This is a genomic window from Lentzea sp. NPDC051213 (assembly GCF_044455585.1).
Classification (GTDB): domain Bacteria; phylum Actinomycetota; class Actinomycetes; order Mycobacteriales; family Pseudonocardiaceae; genus Lentzea.
On record NZ_JBITEX010000002.1, the window covers coordinates 1,030,385 to 1,050,299 of the forward strand.

The window sequence follows — 19,915 nt, forward strand, 5'->3', positions numbered from 1 at the left end:
GGCGATTCTGGGAGCGCTCCCAGGCCGGTGAAGTGTGATCCCGCTCGCTGTGGAGTGTCAAGGACTCTTGACCGGCTTGTGACCAGCGGTGAGGTCGATAGAGAGCGGATGCTCCTCGGCAAATACTGGGAACGCTCCCATGTTGATCGCCCGGCTTGCATACACCGATGCATCCGATACATTGACGTATCGAACGGGAGGCGGGCATGCGGACGACCGCGGAAGGTGCACCCGGGCGCGAGCCGAGGGTGACCAAGCGGCGTGCCGAGACCCGCCAGCGGCTGCTCGAAGCGGCGCTGGCGGTGTTCGCCGAGGAAGGGTTCGGCCGCTCGACGGTCGAGCAGGTGTGCAGTCGCGCCGGCTACACGCGCGGAGCGTTCTACTCGAACTTCTCGACCTTGGACGAGCTCTTCCTCGCCATGTGGGAACAGCGGTCCGCCGATCAGCTCGCCCGGATGCGCGAGGCGTTCGAAGCGTCGGAGCAGGCGGCCGTGCACGACGTCAGCGGTGTCGCCACGCATCTTCTGCGGGCGGTGCCCGTGGACGAGGAGTGGTACCGGGTCAGTGCCGAGTTCACCGCTCACGCGCTGCGCAATCCGGACCTGCGGCAGGTGATCGTCGATCGGGAGAAGGCGATCGCGGCGTCGAGCATGCCGTTCCTGCTCGCGGCACTGGCCAGGATCGGCCGCACGGTGCCCGAACCCGACGCCCTGGCCCAGGCACTCGTCGCCGTGCACGACGGCACCGCACTTCAGTGCCTCAGCGAACCGGACAACCCCGCGGTGTGGCAGCGCCGGACCGACCTGTTCACCCGCGTCGTCACCGCCTACAGCAACGAAAGCAGGGAAAAGTCATGACCGGGGAAGCGGACGTCGTCGTGGTCGGAGCCGGGCTCGCGGGCCTGGTCGCGACCTACGAGCTCACCAAGGCCGGGCGCCGGGTGGTCGTCGTCGAGCAGGAGAACCGCGCGAACCTGGGCGGTCAGGCGTTCTGGTCGCTCGGCGGGCTCTTCCTCGTCGACAGCCCGGAACAGCGGCGCAACGGCATCAAGGACTCCTACGACCTGGCGCTGCAGGACTGGCTGGGCTCGGCGGGGTTCGACCGGGACGACGAGGACCACTGGGCCCGGCAGTGGGCCCAGGCCTACGTCCGGTTCGCCGCCACGGAGAAGCGGTCGTACCTGCGCGAACTGGGGCTGCGGTTCACCCCGATCGTCGGCTGGGCCGAGCGTGGCGGTGGCCTCGCCGACGGCCACGGCAACTCGGTCCCGCGCTTCCACCTGACCTGGGGCACGGGCCCGGAGGTCGTGCGCGTGTTCGCCGAACCCGTGCTCGAGGCCGAACGCCGTGGCCTGGTCCGCTTCGAGTTCCGCCACCAGGTCGACGAGCTGGTCATCGAGGACGGCGCCGTCGTGGGTGTGCGCGGCAGCGTCCTGGAACCGTCCGATCTGGAGCGGGGCAAGGCGTCGTCGCGGACGGTCGTGGACGGCTTCGAGCTGCGGGCCAAGGCCGTGATCGTGACCTCCGGCGGCATCGGGCACAACCACGACCTCATCCGCGCCAACTGGCCCACCGACCGGCTGGGGTCGTGCCCGGAGACGATGATCGCCGGGGTGCCCGCGCACGTCGACGGCCGGATGCTGGGCATCACCGAGACGGCCGGCGCCAGCCTGGTCAACCGCGACCGCATGTGGCACTACACCGAGGGTCTGCACAACTGGGACCCGATCTGGCCGAACCACGCGATCAGGATCATCCCCGGTCCCTCGTCGCTGTGGTTCGACGCCAATGGCAAGCGACTGTCCTCGCCGAACTTCCCCGGATTCGACACCAACAGCTCGATGAAGGCGATCCTGTCGACTGGCTACGACTACTCGTGGTTCGTGCTGAACCAGTCGATCATCGGCAAGGAGTTCATGCTGTCGGGTTCCGAGCAGAACCCCGACATGACCGGCAAGGACATCCGCCTCGCCGTCTCGAGCCGGCTGGCCAAGGGCGCGTCGGGGCCGGTGGAGGCGTTCAAGCAGCACGGCGTGGACTTCGTCATCGCCGGCAACGTGACCGAGCTCGTCGCGGGCATGAACAAGATCGCCCGCGGCCCGCAGCTCGACGCCGCCGAGATCGAGCGCCAGATCGTGGCCCGTGATCGGGAGCTGGGCAACGCCTTCTCCAAGGACCTCCAGCTCATGGCCATCGCCAACGCCCGCCGCACGCTGGGCGACAAGCTGGCGCGAGTCGCGAAGCCGCACCGGATCCTCGACCCCGAGCACGGCCCGTTGATCGCGGTGCGGCTCAACATCCTGACCCGCAAGACGCTGGGCGGCATCCAGACCACCCTCGACTCCCAGGCGCTGCACACCGACGGCACCCCGTTCCCCGGCCTGTACGCCGCGGGCGAGGTCGCGGGTTTCGGTGGCGGTGGCGTGCACGGCTACAACGCGCTGGAGGGAACCTTCCTCGGCGGGTGCATCTTCTCCGGACGTGCCGCAGGACGGGCGATCGCCCGCACGTTGGCGTGATCAGGTGACGAGGGCGGCGGCGGGCAGCCGCCGCTTCCTCGTCATCCCGCGCTGCACCGCGATGAAGACGAGCAGCAGCGCGCCGATCACGATCTTGGTCCACCACGAGCTGAGCGTGCCCTGGAACGAGATCAGGGTCTGGATCGTGCCGAGCACCAGCACGCCGGCGAGGGAACCGAGCACGTAGCCGACCCCGCCCGCGAGCAGGGTGCCGCCGATGACGACGGCCGCGATGGCGTCCAGCTCCATGCCGACGGCGTGCAGGCCGTAGCCGGACAGCATGTAGAGGCTGAACAACAGGCCGGCCAGTGCCGAGCAGAAGCCGCTGATCACGTACACGCCCACCTTGGTGCGCGCGGTCGGCAGGCCCATCAGCAACGCGGACTGCTCGTTGCCGCCGACCGCGTAGACCGTCCGGCCGAACCGGGTCCGGTGCAGGACGTAGAGCGCCGCGGCGACGACGACCAGGGCGACGACCACGTTGTAGGTGATCGTCACGCCGCCCGGCAGCTCGATGACGGCGGTGGCGACGGCCCGGAACGTGCTGTCCTTGATGGACACCGACTCCACGCTGATCAGGAAGCACAGGCCGCGGGCGAGGAACATGCCGGCGAGCGTGACGATGAACGGCTGGATGTCGAACCGGTGGACCACCAGGCCCATCAGCAGACCCAGAGTGCTGCCGATGAGCAGGACGGCGATCACGACGAGAGGGACCGGCCAGCCGGCCTTGAGACCGGCCGCGGTGACCATTGTGGACAGTGCGACGACCGACCCGACGGACAGGTCGATGCCACCGCTGAGGATCACGAACGTCATGCCAGCGGCCAGCACGATCAGGAACGCGTTGTCGATGAACAGGTTCGCGATCACCTGCCCGGACGCGAAACCCTCGTAGCGCACCGAACCGGCGCCGAAGGTGAGCGCGAACAGGACCACGGTCGCGAGGACCGGGAGGAACCGCGACGGCACCCGTTGGGCGAGAGCGGTCATGAGACGGCCACCTTCCGGAAGCTGAGCGCCGCACGGGCCTTCGGCGCCTGGACCAGGCAGACGGCGATGACGACGACGGCCTTGAACACCAACGTGATCTCGGGGGCCACGCCGATCGTGTAGACGGTCGTGGTGAGGGTCTGGATGATCAGCGCGCCGAGCAGCGTGCCGGTGAGCGAGAAACGCCCGCCTGCCAGCGACGTGCCGCCGATGACGACGGCCAGGATCGCGTCCATCTCGATCCACAGCCCGGCGTTGTTCGCGTCCGCGGCACTGACGTTCGAGCTGATCATCAGGCCGGCGATGCCCGCACAGACCGCCGCGAACACGTACACGGTCCAGATCAGCGTGCGGGAGCGGACACCCGCCAGCCGCGAGGCCTCCGGGTTCACGCCGACCGCCTCGATCAGCATGCCGAGCGAGGTCTTCCTGGTGGTGAGCGCCACCAGCCCCAGCACCGCGAGGCTGATCAGGATCGAGATCGGGAAGACGGCGAACCCCGCGCCGACCTGCCGGTACGCGTCGTTGTTGACGGTGATGATCTGGCCCTCGGTGACCAGCATCGCGATCCCGCGCCCCGCGGTCATCAGCACCAGGGTGGCGATGATGGGCTGGATGCCGAGACCCGCGACGAGGAATCCGTTCCACAGGCCCAGCAACGCGCACAGGACGAGCGCGATCGCCATGCCGGTGAACGCCGTCGCGGCGTCCGGCGACGCTCCGATGTGGACGCACGTGACCGCGCCCGCGATGGCCGCGACCGCGCCGACGGACAGGTCGATGCCGCGGGTGGCGATGACCAGGGTCATGCCCAGGGCGATGAGCAGGGTGGGCGCGCCGTTCTTGAGCACGTCGACCAGGCCGCCGTAGAGGTGGCCGTCCTGCACGCGCAGCGCGAAGAACGACGGTGTGACGGCGAGGTTGAGCAGCAGGAGTGCGACGAGCGCCAGCAACGGCCACAGCAGCCGGTTCTTCACGATGCCGTCCTCTCCGGGATCTGGTCACCCGCGATGAGCCCCACGACCTCGTCCACGCTCGCCCCTCCGGCCAGCTCGGCGATCTTGCGCCGGTCCCGCAGCACCACGATCCGGTCGGCGATGCGCACGACCTCCTCCAGCTCCGCCGAGATGAACAGCACCGCCGTTCCCTCCGCGGCCAGCGTCGTGACGAGCTGCTGGATCTGCGCCTTCGCGCCGATGTCGATGCCCCTGGTCGGCTCGTCGAGGATGAGCAGCCGGGGTTCGGTCACGAGCCAGCGGGCGAGCAGCACCTTCTGCTGGTTGCCGCCGGAGAGCGTGCGCACCAGCGCGTCCGGGTCAGCGGGCCGGATGTCCAGCGCTGCCAGGTACTTCTCGACGAGGTGGTCCTTGAGCCTGCGCGAGATCGGGCGGTTCCACCCGCGCGCGGCCTGCATGGCCAGCACCAGGTTGTCGCGGATGCTCAGATCCGCGACGAGACCTTCGCCCTTGCGGTCCTCCGAGCAGAACGCGATCCCGGCGGCGATCGCCGACCGGGGACCGCGCAGCGGGATGGGCACGCCGTCCACGACCAGCCGGCCGGAGTCGGCGCGGTCGGCGCCGAACAACAGCCGGGCCAGTTCCGTGCGGCCGGAGCCGAGCAGACCGGCGAGCCCGACCACCTCACCCGCGCGGACGTCCAGGTCGAACGGCGCGATCGCACCACGCCTGCCGAGTCCCTCCGCGTGCACCAGGACCGGGCCGGACGCGCTGCGGCGTTCGCTCGCGTCCTCGATCGCCTCCAGGGCACCCAGCTCACGGCCGATCATGGCGGCGATCAGCGCACGGCGGTCCAGATCGGCCACCAGGTACTCGCCGACGAGGGTTCCGTTGCGCAGCACGGTCATCCGGTCGGAGATCTCGTACACCTGGTCCAGGAAGTGCGACACGAACAGGATCGCGACGCCCTCGTCGCGCAGCACCCGCATGATCCGGAACAGCTCCGCGACCTCGCCCGCGTCCAGGCTGGACGTGGGTTCGTCGAGCACCAGGACCCGGCAGTCGACGGCGATGGCGCGGGCGATCGCGACGAGTTGCTGCACCGCGATGGGATGCGTGTCCAGCACCGAGGCCGGGTCGATGTGCACGCCGATGCGGGCGAGCACCTCGGCGGCGCGTGCGCGCATCGCCGGGAAGTCGACGCCGCCGAACCGGCGGGGTTCGCGGCCCAGCAGGATGTTCTCCGCGACCGTGAGGTTCGCGCAGAGGTTGACCTCCTGGTACACCGTGCTGATCCCGGCCTGCTGCGCCGCGCCGGGGGAGGAGAACGCGACGGCGTTCCCGGCCAGCAGGACCTCGCCGCTGTCGGGGGTGTGCACGCCGGTCAGCGTCTTGATGAGCGTCGACTTCCCGGCGCCGTTCTCGCCCATCAGCGCGTGCACCTCACCGGGGAACAGCCGGAAGCCGACTTCCTGCAACGCTTTCACGCCGGGGAACGCCAGGGAGATCCCGCGCATCTCGACGACCGCCGGTGGTGACTCGGTCATGTCTCAGGCCTTCGTCGCTGGGGTGCGGGACCCGCCGCCACTTGGGCGGAGCGACGGGTCCCGCGGTCTGTGTGCATTTCGGACAGTGGGCGGGGATCAGTACTGGCGCTGGGGGAGCGCGGCCTTGGCCTGCTCCTGGGTGAACGTGCCCTCCTCGGTCACGACCCGCGCCGGCACCTCCTCGCCCTTGACGACCTTCTTCGCCAGGTCCATCAACTGCTTGCCCAGCAACGGGTTGCACTCGACGATGAAGTTGATCTCGCCGTTGGCCAGCGCCTGCATGCCGTCCTTGACGGCGTCGACCGTGATGATCCTGATGTCCTTGCCGGGCACCTTGCCGGCGGCCTTGATCGCCTCGATCGCGCCCAGGCCCATGTCGTCGTTGTGCGCGTAGACGACGTCGATGTCCGGCTGGGACTTGAGGAACGCTTCCATCACCTGCTTGCCGCCGGAGCGCGTGAAGTCACCGGTCTGCGAGGCGACGACCTTGATGTCCGGCTTGGCCGCGATCTTCTCCTCGAAGCCCTTCTTGCGGTCGATCGCGGGTGCGGCACCCGTGGTGCCCTGCAGTTCCACGACGTTCGTCGGCCCGGAGGCGTTGGCCACGAGCCAGTCGCCGGCCTTGCGGCCCTCCTCGACGAAGTCGGAGCCGAGGAACGTCTTGTACAGCGACGTGTCGTCGGAGTCGATCGACCGGTCGGTGAGGATCACCGGGATGTTCGCGCGCTTGGCCTCCAGCAGCACGGTGTCCCAGCCGGTCTCGACGACGGGGCTGAAGGCGATGACCTTGACCTTCTGCTGGATGTAGGAGCGGATCGCCTTGATCTGGTTCTCCTGCTTCTGCTGCGCGTCGGAGAACTTCAGGTCGACCCCGGCCGCTTTGGCCTCGTCCTGGACCGACTTGGTGTTGGCGGTGCGCCAGCCGCTCTCGGCGCCCACCTGGGCGAAGCCCATCGTGAGGGTGTCACCGGACGCGCCGGTGCCTCCGCCAGAGCCGCACGCCGTGAGAGCGCTCAGCACGATCACGCTGGCGGCTGTCGTGATCTTCTTCAGCACAGGGATTCCTCCGAGGTGACGACGGTGTCGCGGAGCCCGGCCGCGTGTCCGCGGCTGTCAGGTGGACAACAGTGAGCGCTCACATCCTTCGCGTCAAGACCTTGCTCGTAACGAGTTGGAAGCCTATGTTAACGCTCACTTTCATGCCGGGAAGGGAAGTCATGCACGCGAACTCCGCGACGTTCCTGCGCATCAGGAACCGCTCGTGATCGACCGACGATCTCTCCTGCGCACGGGCGGCGTGCTCGCCGCGACCGGAGCGCTCGCCTCTGCCACACCGGTTGCCGCGGCCGCCGAACCCGTCGCCGAACTGCCCACCAGAAACCCGCTCGTCGAACAGCGCGCCGACCCGTTCATCACCCCGCCGACCGACGGCATGTACTACCTGACCGGCTCCGTCCCGGAGTACGACCGGATCGTCGTGCGCGGCGCGGCCACTCTGGACGGTCTGCCGGCCGCGCGGGAACGCACGATCTGGCGGCGGCCGGCGTCGGGACGGATGGGCGGGTACATCTGGGCGCCGGAACTGCATCGCATCGACGGGAAGTGGTACGTCTACTTCGCGGCGGGGGACTCCGATGATCCGTTCCGCATCCGCACCTACGTGCTGGAGTCCGCGAACGCCGACCCGCGCGAGAGCGGCTGGGTGCTGCGCGGTCAGATGGTCACGGTCCTGGACACGTTCACGCTGGACGCGACCACGTTCGCGCACCGCGGCAAGCGCTACCTCCTGTGGGCTCAGCACGATCCGGCTGTCGGCTCCGGTACCAACCTCTACCTCGCCGAGATGGCCTCGCCGCTGGCGCTGAAGAGCGCGCCGGTGCGGATCGCGACGCCCACGCTGCCCTGGGAGGTGCAGGGCTTCCGGGTGAACGAGGGGCCGGCGGTGCTGATCCGCAACGGCCGCGTGTTCGTGACGTTCTCCGCGAGCGCCACCGACGCCCGCTACTGCATGGGGCTGCTCACCGCGGACGAGCACGCGAACCTGCTCGACGCGCGGTCGTGGACCAAGTCGCCGAACCCGGTGTTCTCGACCCACGTGCCGACCTCGCAGTACGGGCCGGGGCACAACTCGTTCACCGCGGTCGGCACGGCCGACGTGCTCGTCTACCACGCCCGCGACTACCGCGACATCAGCGGCGACCCGTTGTTCGACCCGAATCGGCACACCCGCGTCCAGCGGCTGCACTGGAATGCCGACGGCACTCCGAGCTTCGGCGTCCCGGTCGGCCGCGGTGGTCCGATCGTGCGGCTGCGGACGCTCGACGGGCTGATGGTCCGCCATTACGAGTACCGGCTGCGGGTCGACGGCGATGTGCGCGAAGTCGGCGACACGCAGTTCCGGTTCGTGCCGGGATTTCTCGGCTCGGGTACGGTCGCGCTGCAGTCGGTGAACTATCCCGATCGGTACGTCCGGGTGGACGGGGATGCCGTCCGGATCGACCCCTTCGAGGACACTGACTCCTATGGCCGGGCGGCGAGCCTCGTGCGAGTACCGGGGCTCGCGTCCGCCGAGGCCGTTTCCCTGCGTGTTGGGGTCGACACGTATCTCATGCACAACGCAGGCCGGGTGGTGGTGTCCAGGCCGGGCAACGACCGCGACGCGCGTCGAAGTGCCACATTCCAGGTCGAATGAGGGGGACAATGGGCGCGCCGCATCGAGACCGATAGGTGTTATCGCTAACATATCGGTCTAGACCAAAGATCGGAGACCGTCCGTGGATCACAAGATCTCCCGCGACCCCGCGATGACCGACGTCGCCCGCCTCGCCGGGGTGTCCCACCAGACGGTCTCCCGGGTGCTCAACGACCACCCGAACGTCCGCGAGCAGACCCGCCTGCGCGTGCGCGCGGCCATCAAGGAGCTCGGCTACCGGCCCAACCGGGCGGCTCGCGCGCTGGTCACCGGCAAGACGCAGCTGATCGGCGTGGTCGCGCAGAACTCGACTTTGTACGGGCCGGCCTCGCTGCTGTCCGCCTTCGAGGAGGCGGCGGGCGAGGCCGGGTTCGCGGTCAGCGTCGGCCGGGTGAAGGTGCTCGACCGGGAATCGATAGCGGCGGCCGTCGAACGCCACCGCGACCAGCGCGTGGCCGGGATAGTGGTGATCGCGCCGAACTCGTCGGCGGCCGACGCGCTCGCGGACGTCCCCGCCGAGCTGCCCCTGGTGACCGTGGACGGCGACCCGGAGCGCCCGACGCCGCTCGTGACCGTGGATCAGGCGGCCGGGGCGTTCGAGGCCACGAACCACCTGCTCGAAGCCGGGCACGAGACGGTGTGGCACGTGTCCGGCCCCGCCGACTGGTTCGACGCGGCGGGTCGCGTGCACGGCTGGCGCCGGGCACTGGAGGCCCGCAACGCCGAGGTACCGCCGGTGGTGGCGGCCGACTGGAGTGCCGCGGCCGGGTACCGCGCCGGCCAGATGCTGGCGCGCATGCCCGAGGTCACCGCCGTCTTCGCCTCGAACGACCACCTCGCTCTCGGCGTGCTGCGCGCGATGTACGAACGGGGCCGGCGGGTCCCGCACGACGTCAGCGTCGTCGGGTTCGACGACGTGCCCGAGGCGGCGTACTTCATCCCGCCGCTCACGACCGTCCGCCCGGATTTCGCTGCGGTGGCGCGGGAGACGCTCGGGCTGCTCCTCGAGCAGATCGGCGATGGGGAGTCGTCGTTGCCGCGCAGGACGATCGCCCCGGTTCTGGTGTCCAGGGAGAGCGTGGCGCCGCCGGCCTGATCGCGGTCTGCTCGGCCCGCGCGTCAGCGGGCCTGTTGCCATGCCCTTGTGGCATGCCCGTTGACGGTGCGTTGTCGTGCGTTAACGCCGGCCGGAACATTCAGTTCTCGCATACGTTTCACGACGGTCCAGAACATGTCTTGACGGACCGAATGTTAGCGATAACACTCTGGCTGTGACTGACGAGACGATCGACTCCGACGCCTGTGCGGTGGGCATCGACTTCGGCACGCTGTCCGGTCGCGCGGTGGTCGTCCGCGTCCGCGACGGTGCCGAGCTCGGCACCGCGGTGCACGACTACCGCCACGGCGTGGTCGACCGCGTCCTGCCGGCCACCGGTCGTCCGCTCCCGCCGGAGTGGGCGTTGCAGATCCCGGCCGACTACGTCGGCGTCCTGCGGGCCGCCGTGCCGCAGGCAGTCGAGGCGGCCGGGATCTCGCCGACCCAGGTCATCGGGATCGGCACGGACTTCACCGCGTGCACGATGGTGCCGGTCACGGACGACGGGACGCCGTTGTGCGAGCTGCGGGAGTTCACCGAGAACCCGCACGCCTACGTGAAGCTGTGGCGCCATCACGCCGCCCAGCCGCAGGCCGACCGGATCAACGAGCTGGCCCGCGACCGCAAGGAACCCTGGTTGCCGCGCTACGGCGGCCTCATCTCGTCGGAGTGGGAGTTCGCCAAGGGGCTGGAGATCCTGGAGGAAGCGCCCGAGGTGTACGAGGCGATGGCGCACTGGGTCGAGGCCGCGGACTGGATCGTCTGGCAGCTGACCGGGCGGTACACCCGCAACGCCTGCACCGCCGGCTACAAGGGCATCCACCAGGACGGTGCGTATCCGAGCGAGGACTTCCTCGCCGAGCTCAACCCCGCGTTCGCGACGTTCGTCGCCGACAAGCTCGACCATCCGCTTTCCACACTCGGGGACCGGGCCGGATCGCTCACGGCCGAGGCGGCCGCGTGGACCGGGCTGCCGGCGGGGATCGCCGTGGCCGTCGGCAACGTCGACGCGCACGTGACCGCTCCCGCCGCGCAGGCCGTGGAGCCCGGCCAGATGGTCGCGATCATGGGCACCTCGACGTGCCACGTCATGAGCGGCGCCGTGCTGCGCGAAGTGCCCGGCATGTGCGGTGTGGTCGACGGCGGGATCGTGCCGGGGCTCTGGGGTTACGAGGCCGGGCAGAGCGGCGTCGGCGACATCTTCGCCTGGTTCGTGCGGAACCTGGTGCCGCCCGCGTGCCACGACCAGGCGCGCGAACGTGGCATCACCGTGCACGAGCTGCTCACCGAACTGGCGGCCGGGCAGGCCGTGGGCGAGCACGGGCTGGTCGCGCTGGACTGGCACAGCGGCAACAGGTCCGTGCTGGTCGACCACGAGCTGTCCGGTGTCGTCGTCGGTCAGACGCTGGCGACGAGCGCCGAGGACATCTACCGCGCGCTGCTGGAGGCGACGGCGTTCGGCACGCGGGTCATCATCGACACCTTCACCGACGCGGGCGTGCCGGTGACCGAGCTCGTGATCGCGGGCGGGCTGACCAAGAACGAGCTGCTGATGCAGATCTACGCCGACGTCACCGATCTGCCGTTGTCGGTCATCGGGTCCGCCCAGGGTCCCGCGCTCGGCTCGGCGATGCACGCCGCTGTGGCCGCCGGTGCCCACGCGGACATCCGTGCGGCCGCGGCCGCCATGGGATCGGTGCGCCGCAACGTCTTCACGCCGATACCGGGGAACGTCGAGGCCTACGAACGGCTGTTCCTCGAGTACCAGGAGCTGCACGACCACTTCGGCCGAGGTGGCAACGATGTCATGCGCCGGCTGCGGAGGCTCCGCCGCGAGGCACTCGAGGGGAAGAACTGATGTCCGCCACGGCAGAGCTGCGTCGCACGGTCGCCGAGCTGCACCGCGAGCTGACCCGCTACGAACTGGTGATCTGGACCGCCGGCAACGTCTCCGCGCGGGTACCCGGCCACGACCTGATGGTGATCAAACCGTCGGGGGTGTCGTACGACGAGCTGGGGCCGGACGCCATGGTCGTGACCGACCTGCACGGCACCCTCGTGGAAGGTGACTTCGCGCCGTCCTCCGACACCGCGGCGCACGCGTACGTTTACCGGCACATGCCCGAGGTCGGTGGTGTCGTGCACACGCATTCCCCTTACGCGACGGCGTGGGCCGCGCGCGGGGAACCGATCCCGTGCGTGCTGACGATGATCGCGGACGAGTTCGGCGGGGAGATCCCGGTCGGCCCGTTCGCGTTGATCGGCGACGACTCGATCGGCAAGGGGATCGTGGACACCCTGCGAGCCAGCAGGTCTCCGGCGGTCCTGATGCGCAACCACGGCCCGTTCACGGTCGGGCCGACGGCACGGTCGGCCGTGAAGTCGGCCGTGATGCTCGAGGACGTCGCACGCACCGTCCACTTCGCACGCCAGCTCGGCCAGACCGACGCGATCGGCCAGCAGGACGTCGACCGGCTCTACGGGCGCTACCAGAACGTCTACGGCCAGTGAGCCCACGAGGAGAGCAAATGCCGGAGAAGCCCCAGATCTGGTTCCTGACGGGCAGCCAGCACCTCTACGGTCAGGACACGCTCGACCAGGTCGCCGGGCAGTCCCAGCAGATCCAGCGCATGCTGAGCGAGTCAGGCCGGATCAGCGCGGAGATCGTGTGGAGGCCGGTGCTCACCGATGCCGCCGCCATCCGGTCGGTCATGCAGGAGGCGAACGCGGATCCGTCCTGTGTCGGCGTGATCGCGTGGATGCACACGTTCTCGCCGGCGAAGATGTGGATCACCGGGCTGGATCTGCTGCGCAAGCCGCTGCTGCACCTGCACACGCAGCTCAACGAGGCGTTGCCGTGGGCCACCATCGACATGGACTTCATGAACCTCAACCAGGCCGCGCACGGTGACCGCGAGTTCGCCTACATCCAGACGCGCATCGGGGTGGCGCGCAAGACCGTGGCCGGGCACGCGAGCGACCCCCGGCTGGCCGAGCGGGTCGACGGCTGGGCCCGCGCCGCCACCGGGCTGGCCCACCTGCGCGGCCTGCGGCTGGCCAGGTTCGGCGACAACATGCGCGACGTGGCGGTGACAGAGGGGGACAAGGTCGAGGCCGAGCTGCGGTTCGGCGTCTCGGTGAACACCTATGGCGTCAACGACCTCGTCGCCGTCGTGGACGCCGTGCCGGACGCCGGCATCGACCTGCTCGTCGCCGACTACGCCGAGGAGTACCGGCTCGCTCCCGAGCTGGCGCGCGGGGGAGAGCGGCACGCTGCACTGCGGTACGCCGCCCGCCTCGAGATCGGTCTGCGGTCCTTTTTGGACGATGGTGGCTTCGGTGCCTTCACCACGAACTTTCAAGACCTCGGCGGGCTGCGGCAGCTGCCAGGTCTCGCCGTGCAGAGGCTGATGGCCGACGGTTACGGCTTCGGCGGTGAGGGCGACTGGAAGACCTCGGCCCTGCTCACCGCCGTGAAGGCGATGGGTGCCGGGACCGGTCGCGGCACCTCGTTCATGGAGGACTACACCTACCACTTCGGTCCGGGCGAGCCGAAGGTGCTGGGCGCGCACATGCTGGAGGTGTGCCCGACGATCGCCCAGGACGTGCCGTCGTGCGAGATCCACCCGCTGGGCATCGGCGGCCGGGAGGACCCGGTGCGGCTGGTGTTCGACGCGGCACCCGGCCCGGCCGTGGTGATCGGTCTCGCCGACCTCGGTGACCGGTTCCGGTTGGTGGCCAACGAGATCGACGTGGTCGGGCCGGACGAGCCGCTGCCGAGGCTGCCCGTCGCGCGGGCGGTGTGGCGGCCGGCGCCGTCGCTCTCGACGTCCGCCGAGTGCTGGCTCACCGCGGGCGGCCCGCACCACACCGTGCTGACCCAGGCCGTCGGGTCCGAGTGCCTGCGGGACTTCGCGACGATGGCGGCGACCGAGCTCGTGCTGATCGACTCGGCGACCACACCGCACGAGTTCACCGACCGCCTGCGCTGGAACTCCGCCTACCACCGGCTCGCCGCGGGCATGCGCTGACGGCAGTGAGCCTGGAACGCGGCGATCCGCTTCCACGTCGCGACGGGGTTGGAGTACATCGGGAGGTGCCCGCTGTGCGGAATCTCGGCGAGCTCGACCCCGTTCGCGTCCAGCAACGGCAGATAGGGCAATGACGCGCACTCTTCGCCGTAGAGGTACATCCGCGGGAAGGGGAGTGCGAGGAACCTGTTGAGCAGCTCTCCGTGGTCGGCGAGCTCGACCATCGACCGGAAGATGCTCTCCACGGCCCCGCGGTGAACCTTGTACGGGAGGTTCGCCGCGTACAGGCCGTTCGAGTACCCCGGCGTGTGGCGGACGTTGTCGACGAACCGGGGGAAGAGGTCGCCCGGCTCCCGCTGGGACAGCAGGCGCCTCATCGGTGCGCAGTCCTCGGGGGCCAGCGTGCCCTTGATGTTGACGAAGCTGAGCACTCGACCCGGTTCTTGGTGCGCGAGCAGCAGTGCCGTGAGCCCGCCGAGGGAGTGCCCGACGAGGTGGTAGCGGCCGATGCCTGCCCGGTCGAGCACCGCGTGCGCCGTGTCCACCAGGAACGGGACGTCGACGGCACCGAGATCGGCGCATTCCGTGGCGCCGCACCCCGGCGCGTCGTAGGCGACGAAGGCGCGGCCGGCGAAGTCGTGCCGCTGCGTGATGTCGGTGTAGTCCTCCTTGCTCGTACCGAACCCGTGCAGGAACACGATCGGCTCGCCGGTGCCGTCCCGGCGCACCGCGGCGATCTTGAGGTTCACTCCCCGCACCCGCAGGCGCAGCTGTTCGTGCCCGACGCTGTTCTCCGATGGCATGGCGGTCCCCAGTTCGTCGCAGGTGCGGTCTGCGGAATGAGGTCGCCAGCATGACACTCGCTGTGAACGCTCACAAGTAGTTGAACCCTTGACGGTCCCGGTCCGTATCCCGATGTGCCGGCAGATTTCGTCCACCGATTCGTGAGGGTTCGAATGTCGAGAGCACATGCAAGACCAGAGCGCGGCAAGCTGGTGCTCGTCGCCGGGATCGCCGTCGCCGCGACCCTGACCGCCGTCACCGCGGTCGCCGCCTTCGCTGGAGGGGAAGGCAGCGGTCAGTCGATCGCCTGCCCGCAGCCGGTCGTCCCCGCGGTCCCCGCCCAGGCGCAGGCCGAGGTGCAACGCGAACTGGCCAATCTGGACAAGCAGATCGCCGAGGCGAACAACCGGTTGCGCACGTCGGCGGGGGAGGGTGGGCCGAACTTCGTGCAGAACGCGATTCTCGGCCCGTTGGCGAGCAAGCGGGTCGCGGCGCTGAACCGCATCGAGACCGCCATCGGCCGCGTCGCCGCGAAACCCGAAGGTCTGGAACGGTTCGCGACCTGCGGGCTCGGTCAGGCTCCGGCTGTGGCCGCGCCGCCTGCCACTGCGAAGCCGTCGTCCTCAGGGGCGGCTGCCTCCGGGAAGACGATCGAGTGCCCGCTGCCCGTGCTGCAGGACGTGCCGGCCAAGGCTCAGGCCGAAGTCGACCGCGAACTCGCGAACCTCGGCAAGCAGCAGGCCGAGGCGAACGAGCGCCTGCGCACGTCGGCCGGTCAGGGTGGGCCGAACTTCGTGCAGAACGCGATTCTCGGCCCGTTGGCGAGCAAGCGGACCGCCGCGCTCGACCGGATCGCGATCGCCATCGGCCGCGTCGGCGCGCGGCCCCAAGGGCTGGAACGCTTCGCCACCTGCACGCTCAGGTAACCCTCCTCGGGGTTGAGCGTCCCAGGGCCCGCCTCTCTCGGGGGCGAGCGTCCCAGGGGTCCTGCCGAGCGGATGCGCCACCGCTCGGCAGGACCTTGACGCATCCAGCGGTCCTCGGTAGATGTTAGCGCGAACATCGCCCGTTCAACGGAGAACCGATGACCAGATTCCCTGCCTTTCTCGCCGTTTCGGCGTTATTGCTCTCCACCGGCATCCCTGCCACGGCCGCGGTGGAGTCCGTGACCGTGAGGCCGGATCCGACCTATCAGCAGGAGCCTTTCCAGGGCTGGGGCACGAGCCTGGTGTGGTTCGCGAACGCCACCGGGGGCTACCCGGACGAGATCCGCAACCAGCTCGCCGAACTGCTGTTCGGCGAGGACGGGCTCAACCTGAACATCGCCCGCTACAACATCGGTGGCGGCAACGCCCCGGACGTGCCGCAGTACCTGCGGGCGGGCGCGGCGGTGCCAGGTTGGTGGAAGGCGCCGGCCGGCACGACCCGTGCCGACACCGACTGGTGGAAGCCGGGCGACCCGAAGTTCTTCGACGCCGCAGCGGATCCGCGCCAGCGGTGGTGGGTGGACAGGATCAAGTCGCAGGTCGACCGGTGGGAGGCGTTCAGCAATTCGCCGCCGTGGTTCCAGACCGTCAGCGGGTACGTGTCGGGCGGCTTCAACGCCTCGGCGGACCAGCTGAGGGAGGACCGGATCAAGGACTTCGCCGCGTACCTCACGCAGGCGACCGCGGAGTTGGAACGCGCACACGACATCAAGTTCGCGACAGTGGACGCGTTCAACGAGCCCAACACCTCGTACTGGCGCACCACTCTCGGCCCGGACGGCAACCCGACGGGCGGCCGGCAGGAGGGCGCGCACATGGGGCCCGCGCTGCAGGCGAAGGTCGTGCCCGCACTGGCAGATGCGTTGCGCGCCAAGCGGTTGAAGGCCGTCGTGTCGGCGCCGGACGAGACCAATCCCGGCATCTTCGCCGACGACTGGGCCGGCTACCCGGCCTCGGTGCGCGGCCAGGTCGGCCAGCTGAACGTGCACACCTACGGCCAGGACCGCCGCACCTCCGCCCGTGACATCGCCAAGGCCGCGGCCAAGCCGTTGTGGATGAGCGAGGTCGACGGGTCGTGGGGCTCCGGGCAGAGCTTCACCGCCATGGACTCCGGACTGGGCATCGCCGCGCGCGTGATCGACGACCTGCGGGAGCTCGAGCCGCGGGCCTGGTTGCTGTGGCAGGCGATCGAGGACTACGACAACATGAAGCCGGGCGGTGAGACGCCGAACGGCATGAACTGGGGCGTCGTCCAGATCCCGTTCAACTGCGGCCCGCAGGACACCCTCGCCACCTGCCCCGCGCGCGTGAACACCAAGTTCCACACGCTGCGGAACTTCACCCACTTCGTCAAGCCCGGCGACCGGCTGGTGAAGGTGAACACCACGACCGACGTGGCGGCGGTGCGCAACACCGAGCTGAAGACTGTGGTGCACCTCAACCAGTCCGAGCGGCCGCGGTCCGTGACGCTGGACCTGTCGGCGTTCGGATCGGTGCGCCCGAACGCGACCGTGCGGCCGATCGTGACCGACCAGTACGGCGCGCTGGTCAAGGGCGCCGCGGTGCGGGTGAAGGACCGCAAGGCCACGCTCACGGTGCCGGCCAGGTCGGTCGTCACGTTCGACGTGACCGGTGTCAGCGGCCTGAACCGCGCGGACGCGCTGAGCGGCAACCACCGGCTGACCGGGGTGCAGAGCGGCAAGTCCCTTGCGCCGTCCGGCACTTCGCTCGTTCAGCGCACGACCGACGCCACCGCGCAGGACCAGGTGTGGCGGCTGGAGCGCAAGAGCAGCGGGTACGGCAGCGACGTCCAGTTCGCCGTGGTGAACGCCGGCACCGGTCAGCGGATCGCCGCTGCGGACGGCAACGCGGTGCTGACGTCCGCCGATGGCCCTGCTGCGAGGTGGGTGCTCTCGTCCACGGGCGACGGCAGCTGGACGTTCGTGAACGCCGCGACCGGAGCGCTGCTCGACGTCATCGGCGAGTCGCGTGAGGACGGCGCGAGAATCGGTTTGTACCACGCGACTTCCGGTGCGAACCAACGCTGGACAGCTTCTCTTTCAGGCAGATAGCGGGAGTGACGGTGGCGCGCAAGTACTTGCTGGTGATGTTGGTCCTGCTCGTCGGAGCATGCTCGGCTGAGCCGCCGGCGCCGCCACCGTCCACCCGCACCTCCCCGAAACCACCCTCGCTCATCAACGAGGTGGTGCCACCGCAGGAGGTGCTGACCGTCGTGCGTGACGTGATCGACGGCCGCACGGTCGAGCTGGCGGACGGCACGAAGGTCCGCATCGCCCTGCTGGCGCCTCCCGCGGCCTGCTGGTCCGGGGCCGCGCTGACGTTCGCCAGGACGACGCTGCTGGCCAGATCCGTCCGGTTCACCGGGTTGACGCCCGGCGAGGTGAACCTGGCGCTGGAGGACGGCACCGACTACGCGGTGCTCGCCGTGCAGCAGGGCGTGCTGCGTGCGGAGGGTGTCGACGGCGGACCGCTGCTCAGCGCCGAGTCCGAGGCCGCCGCGGCGAAGCGCGGACTGTGGGGCCCGCCCTGCGAGGGCCTCGACCAAAGCAAGCCCGTTCAGCCAACGACGACCACACCTCCTCCGCCAGCGCCACCCACCCGTCCGGCGCCGACGACCACGACCGTGCCGCCACCTCCCGCACGGGCCTGTGCCGTCGCCTACCGGCTCACCGGGCAGTGGCAGGGCGGCTTCCAGGCGAGCGTGACCGTGCGCAACACCAGTGCGGTGGCGACCAACGGCTGGACGTTGCGCTGGAGCTTCGCCCACGGCGAGACCGTCAGGGACATGTGGAACGCCACGCCGCGGCAGTCCGGTGCGACCGTCAACGCCGCGAACGCCGACTACAACCCGCAGATCGCGCCCGGTGGTTCGGTGCAGATCGGGTTCAACGGCAACTCGCGCGGTGCCACCCCGGCCCCGGCCGCGTTCACGCTCAACGGGGCGCAGTGCTCGGTCGAGTAGCCGGGGTCACCTGGAAGGCTGATGAACCTCGACTCGGTTTGTCATGCGCATCTGCGCATATGAGGATCGCGGCATGACCACTGTTGAGCACGTACCGGCGGAAGTGCACCGCCACACCCACGGACCCGGTTGTGGGCACGACGCGGTCGTGCACCGGGACCACGTCGACTACCTGCACGACGGTCACGTGCACCGTGAGCACGTGACGGACAGCGGCGTGCACTACGACGAGTGCGACCGGTGTCAGTGTGCGAACTGCGCTGACTCTTGTGCCCGGTGTGACTGCGCGGAGTGCAGCTGTCCGACGTGCAACCACGCGGCCTGTTCCTGCGCGGGCTGCTCGGACTCGTGTGCCAACTGCACTTGCGCCGACTGCTCCTGTCCTACGTGCACTCACGCGGCGTAGACGTCACGTCGGACACCGAGCGGTCTGGCGCTCGAATTCGGTGGACGTGATCGCGGCGACGTGACCACAGTGGGACGCATGGATCCCAGCACCAGGCGGAACCGGATCGCGTGGGAATCGGCGTCGGAGAAGTACGTTCACGAGCACCAGGAACTACTCGACCAGGCCAGAGCCGGGTCGTCGCTGTTCGCGTGCGAGCTCGAGCTGCTGCGGCCGCTGCTGGCGTCCTCGCCCGCTGTCGTGCATCTGCAGAGCGGCAACGGGTTGGACGACATCGCCCTGGTCGCCGCAGGTGCCCGGCACGTCGTGGGCGTCGACTTCAGCGCGGTCGCGGCCACCGCCGCCCAACGCCGGGCGGACGAACTGGGCGTGCCCTGCCGATACGTGGTCGCCGAGCTCCCCGGTGCGCCGTTGCGGGACGGGTGCGCCGACCTCGTCTACACCGGCAAGGGAGCGCTGATCTGGCTGCCGGACCTGCGGGTGTGGGCGGCCGACATCGCGCGCCTGTTGCCACCGGGTGGGCATCTCTTCGTCCACGAGGCACATCCGGCGGTGCCGTTGTGGTCGTGGGACGACGACGAGCCGAGGATCCGGCCGGACCGCGGCTATTTCGAGCGTTCCCACGTCAACGACTCGTTTCCGGCGCACGGCGCGGTGGAGTGGCAGGCGACGCTCGGTGAGATCATCAACGCGGTGCTGGGCGCGGGGCTGGAGCTGCGGCACGTGGCGGAGCACCCGGAACCGTTCTGGCGGCAGGGCGGGGTCGACGCCGCGGCGTGGCGGGGGCGGCTGCCGAACACGTTCACGTTGCTGGCGCGCAAGCCCCAATCCCGGAAGCAGTCCTAATCGGACGGTGCAGGCGAAAACTCCCTCGGGGAACGGAATTCAGGGAGTCTGGAGGGCTTCCTCACCAGGCACGTTATC

General features: G+C 69.6%; 16 protein-coding genes. 11 read left to right on the plus strand and 5 right to left on the minus strand.

The window, feature by feature from the left end:
- Positions 1–206 precede the first annotated feature (206 nt).
- Both ACIA8G_RS11520 and ACIA8G_RS11525 read left to right on the plus strand, forming a co-directional pair.
- Positions 207–857: a TetR/AcrR family transcriptional regulator gene (locus tag ACIA8G_RS11520; protein ID WP_396418292.1), complete on the plus strand. Its 651-nt coding sequence runs from the start codon at positions 207–209 to the stop codon at positions 855–857.
- Positions 854–2,518 (plus strand): FAD-binding dehydrogenase, encoded by a 1,665-nt coding sequence (locus ACIA8G_RS11525; protein WP_396418293.1) that lies wholly within the window; start codon positions 854–856, stop codon positions 2,516–2,518. Before ACIA8G_RS11520 ends, ACIA8G_RS11525 begins: the two co-directional genes overlap by 4 nt.
- Here ACIA8G_RS11525 and yjfF read toward each other — a convergent pair whose 3' ends face one another.
- The 4 genes from yjfF to ACIA8G_RS11545 form a co-directional block, all read right to left on the minus strand.
- A complete protein-coding gene (gene yjfF, locus ACIA8G_RS11530) occupies positions 2,519–3,511 on the minus strand; it encodes a galactofuranose ABC transporter, permease protein YjfF (protein WP_396418294.1) in 993 nt (330 codons plus the stop codon).
- The gene (locus tag ACIA8G_RS11535) at positions 3,508–4,491 is read right to left on the minus strand and encodes an ABC transporter permease (RefSeq protein WP_396418693.1); all 984 of its coding nucleotides are present in this window, start codon (positions 4,489–4,491) and stop codon (positions 3,508–3,510) included. Before ACIA8G_RS11535 ends, yjfF begins: the two co-directional genes overlap by 4 nt.
- Positions 4,485–6,014: a sugar ABC transporter ATP-binding protein gene (locus ACIA8G_RS11540; RefSeq protein WP_396418296.1), complete on the minus strand. Its 1,530-nt coding sequence runs from the start codon at positions 6,012–6,014 to the stop codon at positions 4,485–4,487. Before ACIA8G_RS11540 ends, ACIA8G_RS11535 begins: the two co-directional genes overlap by 7 nt.
- 96 nt (positions 6,015–6,110) lie before the next feature.
- A complete protein-coding gene (locus tag ACIA8G_RS11545) occupies positions 6,111–7,070 on the minus strand; it encodes an ABC transporter substrate-binding protein (RefSeq protein WP_396418297.1) in 960 nt (319 codons plus the stop codon).
- A 205-nt stretch (positions 7,071–7,275) separates the two neighbouring features.
- Between ACIA8G_RS11545 and ACIA8G_RS11550 the strand changes: the two genes are divergently transcribed.
- The 5 genes from ACIA8G_RS11550 (at position 7,276) to araA (ending at position 13,833) form a co-directional block, all read left to right on the plus strand.
- Complete coding sequence (locus ACIA8G_RS11550; protein WP_396418298.1) at positions 7,276–8,706, plus strand: family 43 glycosylhydrolase; 1,431 nt, start codon at positions 7,276–7,278, stop codon at positions 8,704–8,706.
- Positions 8,707–8,818: 112 nt separating this feature from the next.
- Positions 8,819–9,802, plus strand: a complete 984-nt coding sequence (locus ACIA8G_RS11555) for a LacI family DNA-binding transcriptional regulator (protein WP_396418694.1) — start codon at positions 8,819–8,821, stop codon at positions 9,800–9,802.
- A 175-nt stretch (positions 9,803–9,977) separates the two neighbouring features.
- On the plus strand, positions 9,978–11,660 hold the full coding sequence (gene araB, locus ACIA8G_RS11560; RefSeq protein ID WP_396418299.1) for a ribulokinase: 1,683 nt from the start codon (positions 9,978–9,980) through the stop codon (positions 11,658–11,660).
- Positions 11,660–12,313 carry an L-ribulose-5-phosphate 4-epimerase gene (locus tag ACIA8G_RS11565; protein WP_396418300.1) on the plus strand — a complete coding sequence of 218 codons (654 nt, stop codon included), beginning with the start codon at positions 11,660–11,662 and terminating at the stop codon, positions 12,311–12,313. Before araB ends, ACIA8G_RS11565 begins: the two co-directional genes overlap by 1 nt.
- Before the next feature lie 17 nt (positions 12,314–12,330).
- Positions 12,331–13,833 carry an L-arabinose isomerase gene (gene araA, locus ACIA8G_RS11570; protein ID WP_396418301.1) on the plus strand — a complete coding sequence of 501 codons (1,503 nt, stop codon included), beginning with the start codon at positions 12,331–12,333 and terminating at the stop codon, positions 13,831–13,833.
- Here araA and ACIA8G_RS11575 read toward each other — a convergent pair.
- On the minus strand, positions 13,803–14,636 hold the full coding sequence (locus ACIA8G_RS11575) for an alpha/beta fold hydrolase (protein ID WP_396418302.1): 834 nt from the start codon (positions 14,634–14,636) through the stop codon (positions 13,803–13,805). The genes araA and ACIA8G_RS11575 overlap by 31 nt on opposite strands.
- Before the next feature lie 153 nt (positions 14,637–14,789).
- On the opposite strand from ACIA8G_RS11575, the gene ACIA8G_RS11580 reads away from it, so the two are divergent.
- The 4 genes from ACIA8G_RS11580 (at position 14,790) to ACIA8G_RS11595 (ending at position 19,837) form a co-directional block, all read left to right on the plus strand.
- The gene (locus tag ACIA8G_RS11580) at positions 14,790–15,542 is read left to right on the plus strand and encodes a hypothetical protein (RefSeq protein WP_396418303.1); all 753 of its coding nucleotides are present in this window, start codon (positions 14,790–14,792) and stop codon (positions 15,540–15,542) included.
- Between the two features lie 158 nt (positions 15,543–15,700).
- A complete protein-coding gene (locus ACIA8G_RS11585; RefSeq protein WP_396418304.1) occupies positions 15,701–17,674 on the plus strand; it encodes an RICIN domain-containing protein in 1,974 nt (657 codons plus the stop codon).
- 11 nt (positions 17,675–17,685) lie between these two features.
- Positions 17,686–18,585 (plus strand): cellulose-binding domain-containing protein, encoded by a 900-nt coding sequence (locus ACIA8G_RS11590; protein ID WP_396418305.1) that lies wholly within the window; start codon positions 17,686–17,688, stop codon positions 18,583–18,585.
- A gap of 484 nt (positions 18,586–19,069) precedes the next feature.
- Positions 19,070–19,837: a class I SAM-dependent methyltransferase gene (locus ACIA8G_RS11595; RefSeq protein ID WP_396418306.1), complete on the plus strand. Its 768-nt coding sequence runs from the start codon at positions 19,070–19,072 to the stop codon at positions 19,835–19,837.
- Positions 19,838–19,915: the final 78 nt, after the last annotated feature.

Coding starts and splice junctions, on each gene's coding strand:
- ACIA8G_RS11540 (WP_396418296.1), bottom strand. CDS start 6,014: ATGACCGAGTCACCACCGGCGGTCGTCGAGATGCGCGGGATCTCCCTG.
- ACIA8G_RS11520 (WP_396418292.1), top strand. CDS start 207: ATGCGGACGACCGCGGAAGGTGCACCCGGGCGCGAGCCGAGGGTGACC.
- ACIA8G_RS11580 (WP_396418303.1), top strand. CDS start 14,790: ATGTCGAGAGCACATGCAAGACCAGAGCGCGGCAAGCTGGTGCTCGTC.
- ACIA8G_RS11555 (WP_396418694.1), top strand. CDS start 8,819: ATGACCGACGTCGCCCGCCTCGCCGGGGTGTCCCACCAGACGGTCTCC.
- yjfF (WP_396418294.1), bottom strand. CDS start 3,511: ATGACCGCTCTCGCCCAACGGGTGCCGTCGCGGTTCCTCCCGGTCCTC.
- ACIA8G_RS11575 (WP_396418302.1), bottom strand. CDS start 14,636: ATGCCATCGGAGAACAGCGTCGGGCACGAACAGCTGCGCCTGCGGGTG.
- ACIA8G_RS11585 (WP_396418304.1), top strand. CDS start 15,701: ATGACCAGATTCCCTGCCTTTCTCGCCGTTTCGGCGTTATTGCTCTCC.
- ACIA8G_RS11565 (WP_396418300.1), top strand. CDS start 11,660: ATGTCCGCCACGGCAGAGCTGCGTCGCACGGTCGCCGAGCTGCACCGC.
- ACIA8G_RS11525 (WP_396418293.1), top strand. CDS start 854: ATGACCGGGGAAGCGGACGTCGTCGTGGTCGGAGCCGGGCTCGCGGGC.
- araA (WP_396418301.1), top strand. CDS start 12,331: ATGCCGGAGAAGCCCCAGATCTGGTTCCTGACGGGCAGCCAGCACCTC.
- ACIA8G_RS11595 (WP_396418306.1), top strand. CDS start 19,070: ATGGATCCCAGCACCAGGCGGAACCGGATCGCGTGGGAATCGGCGTCG.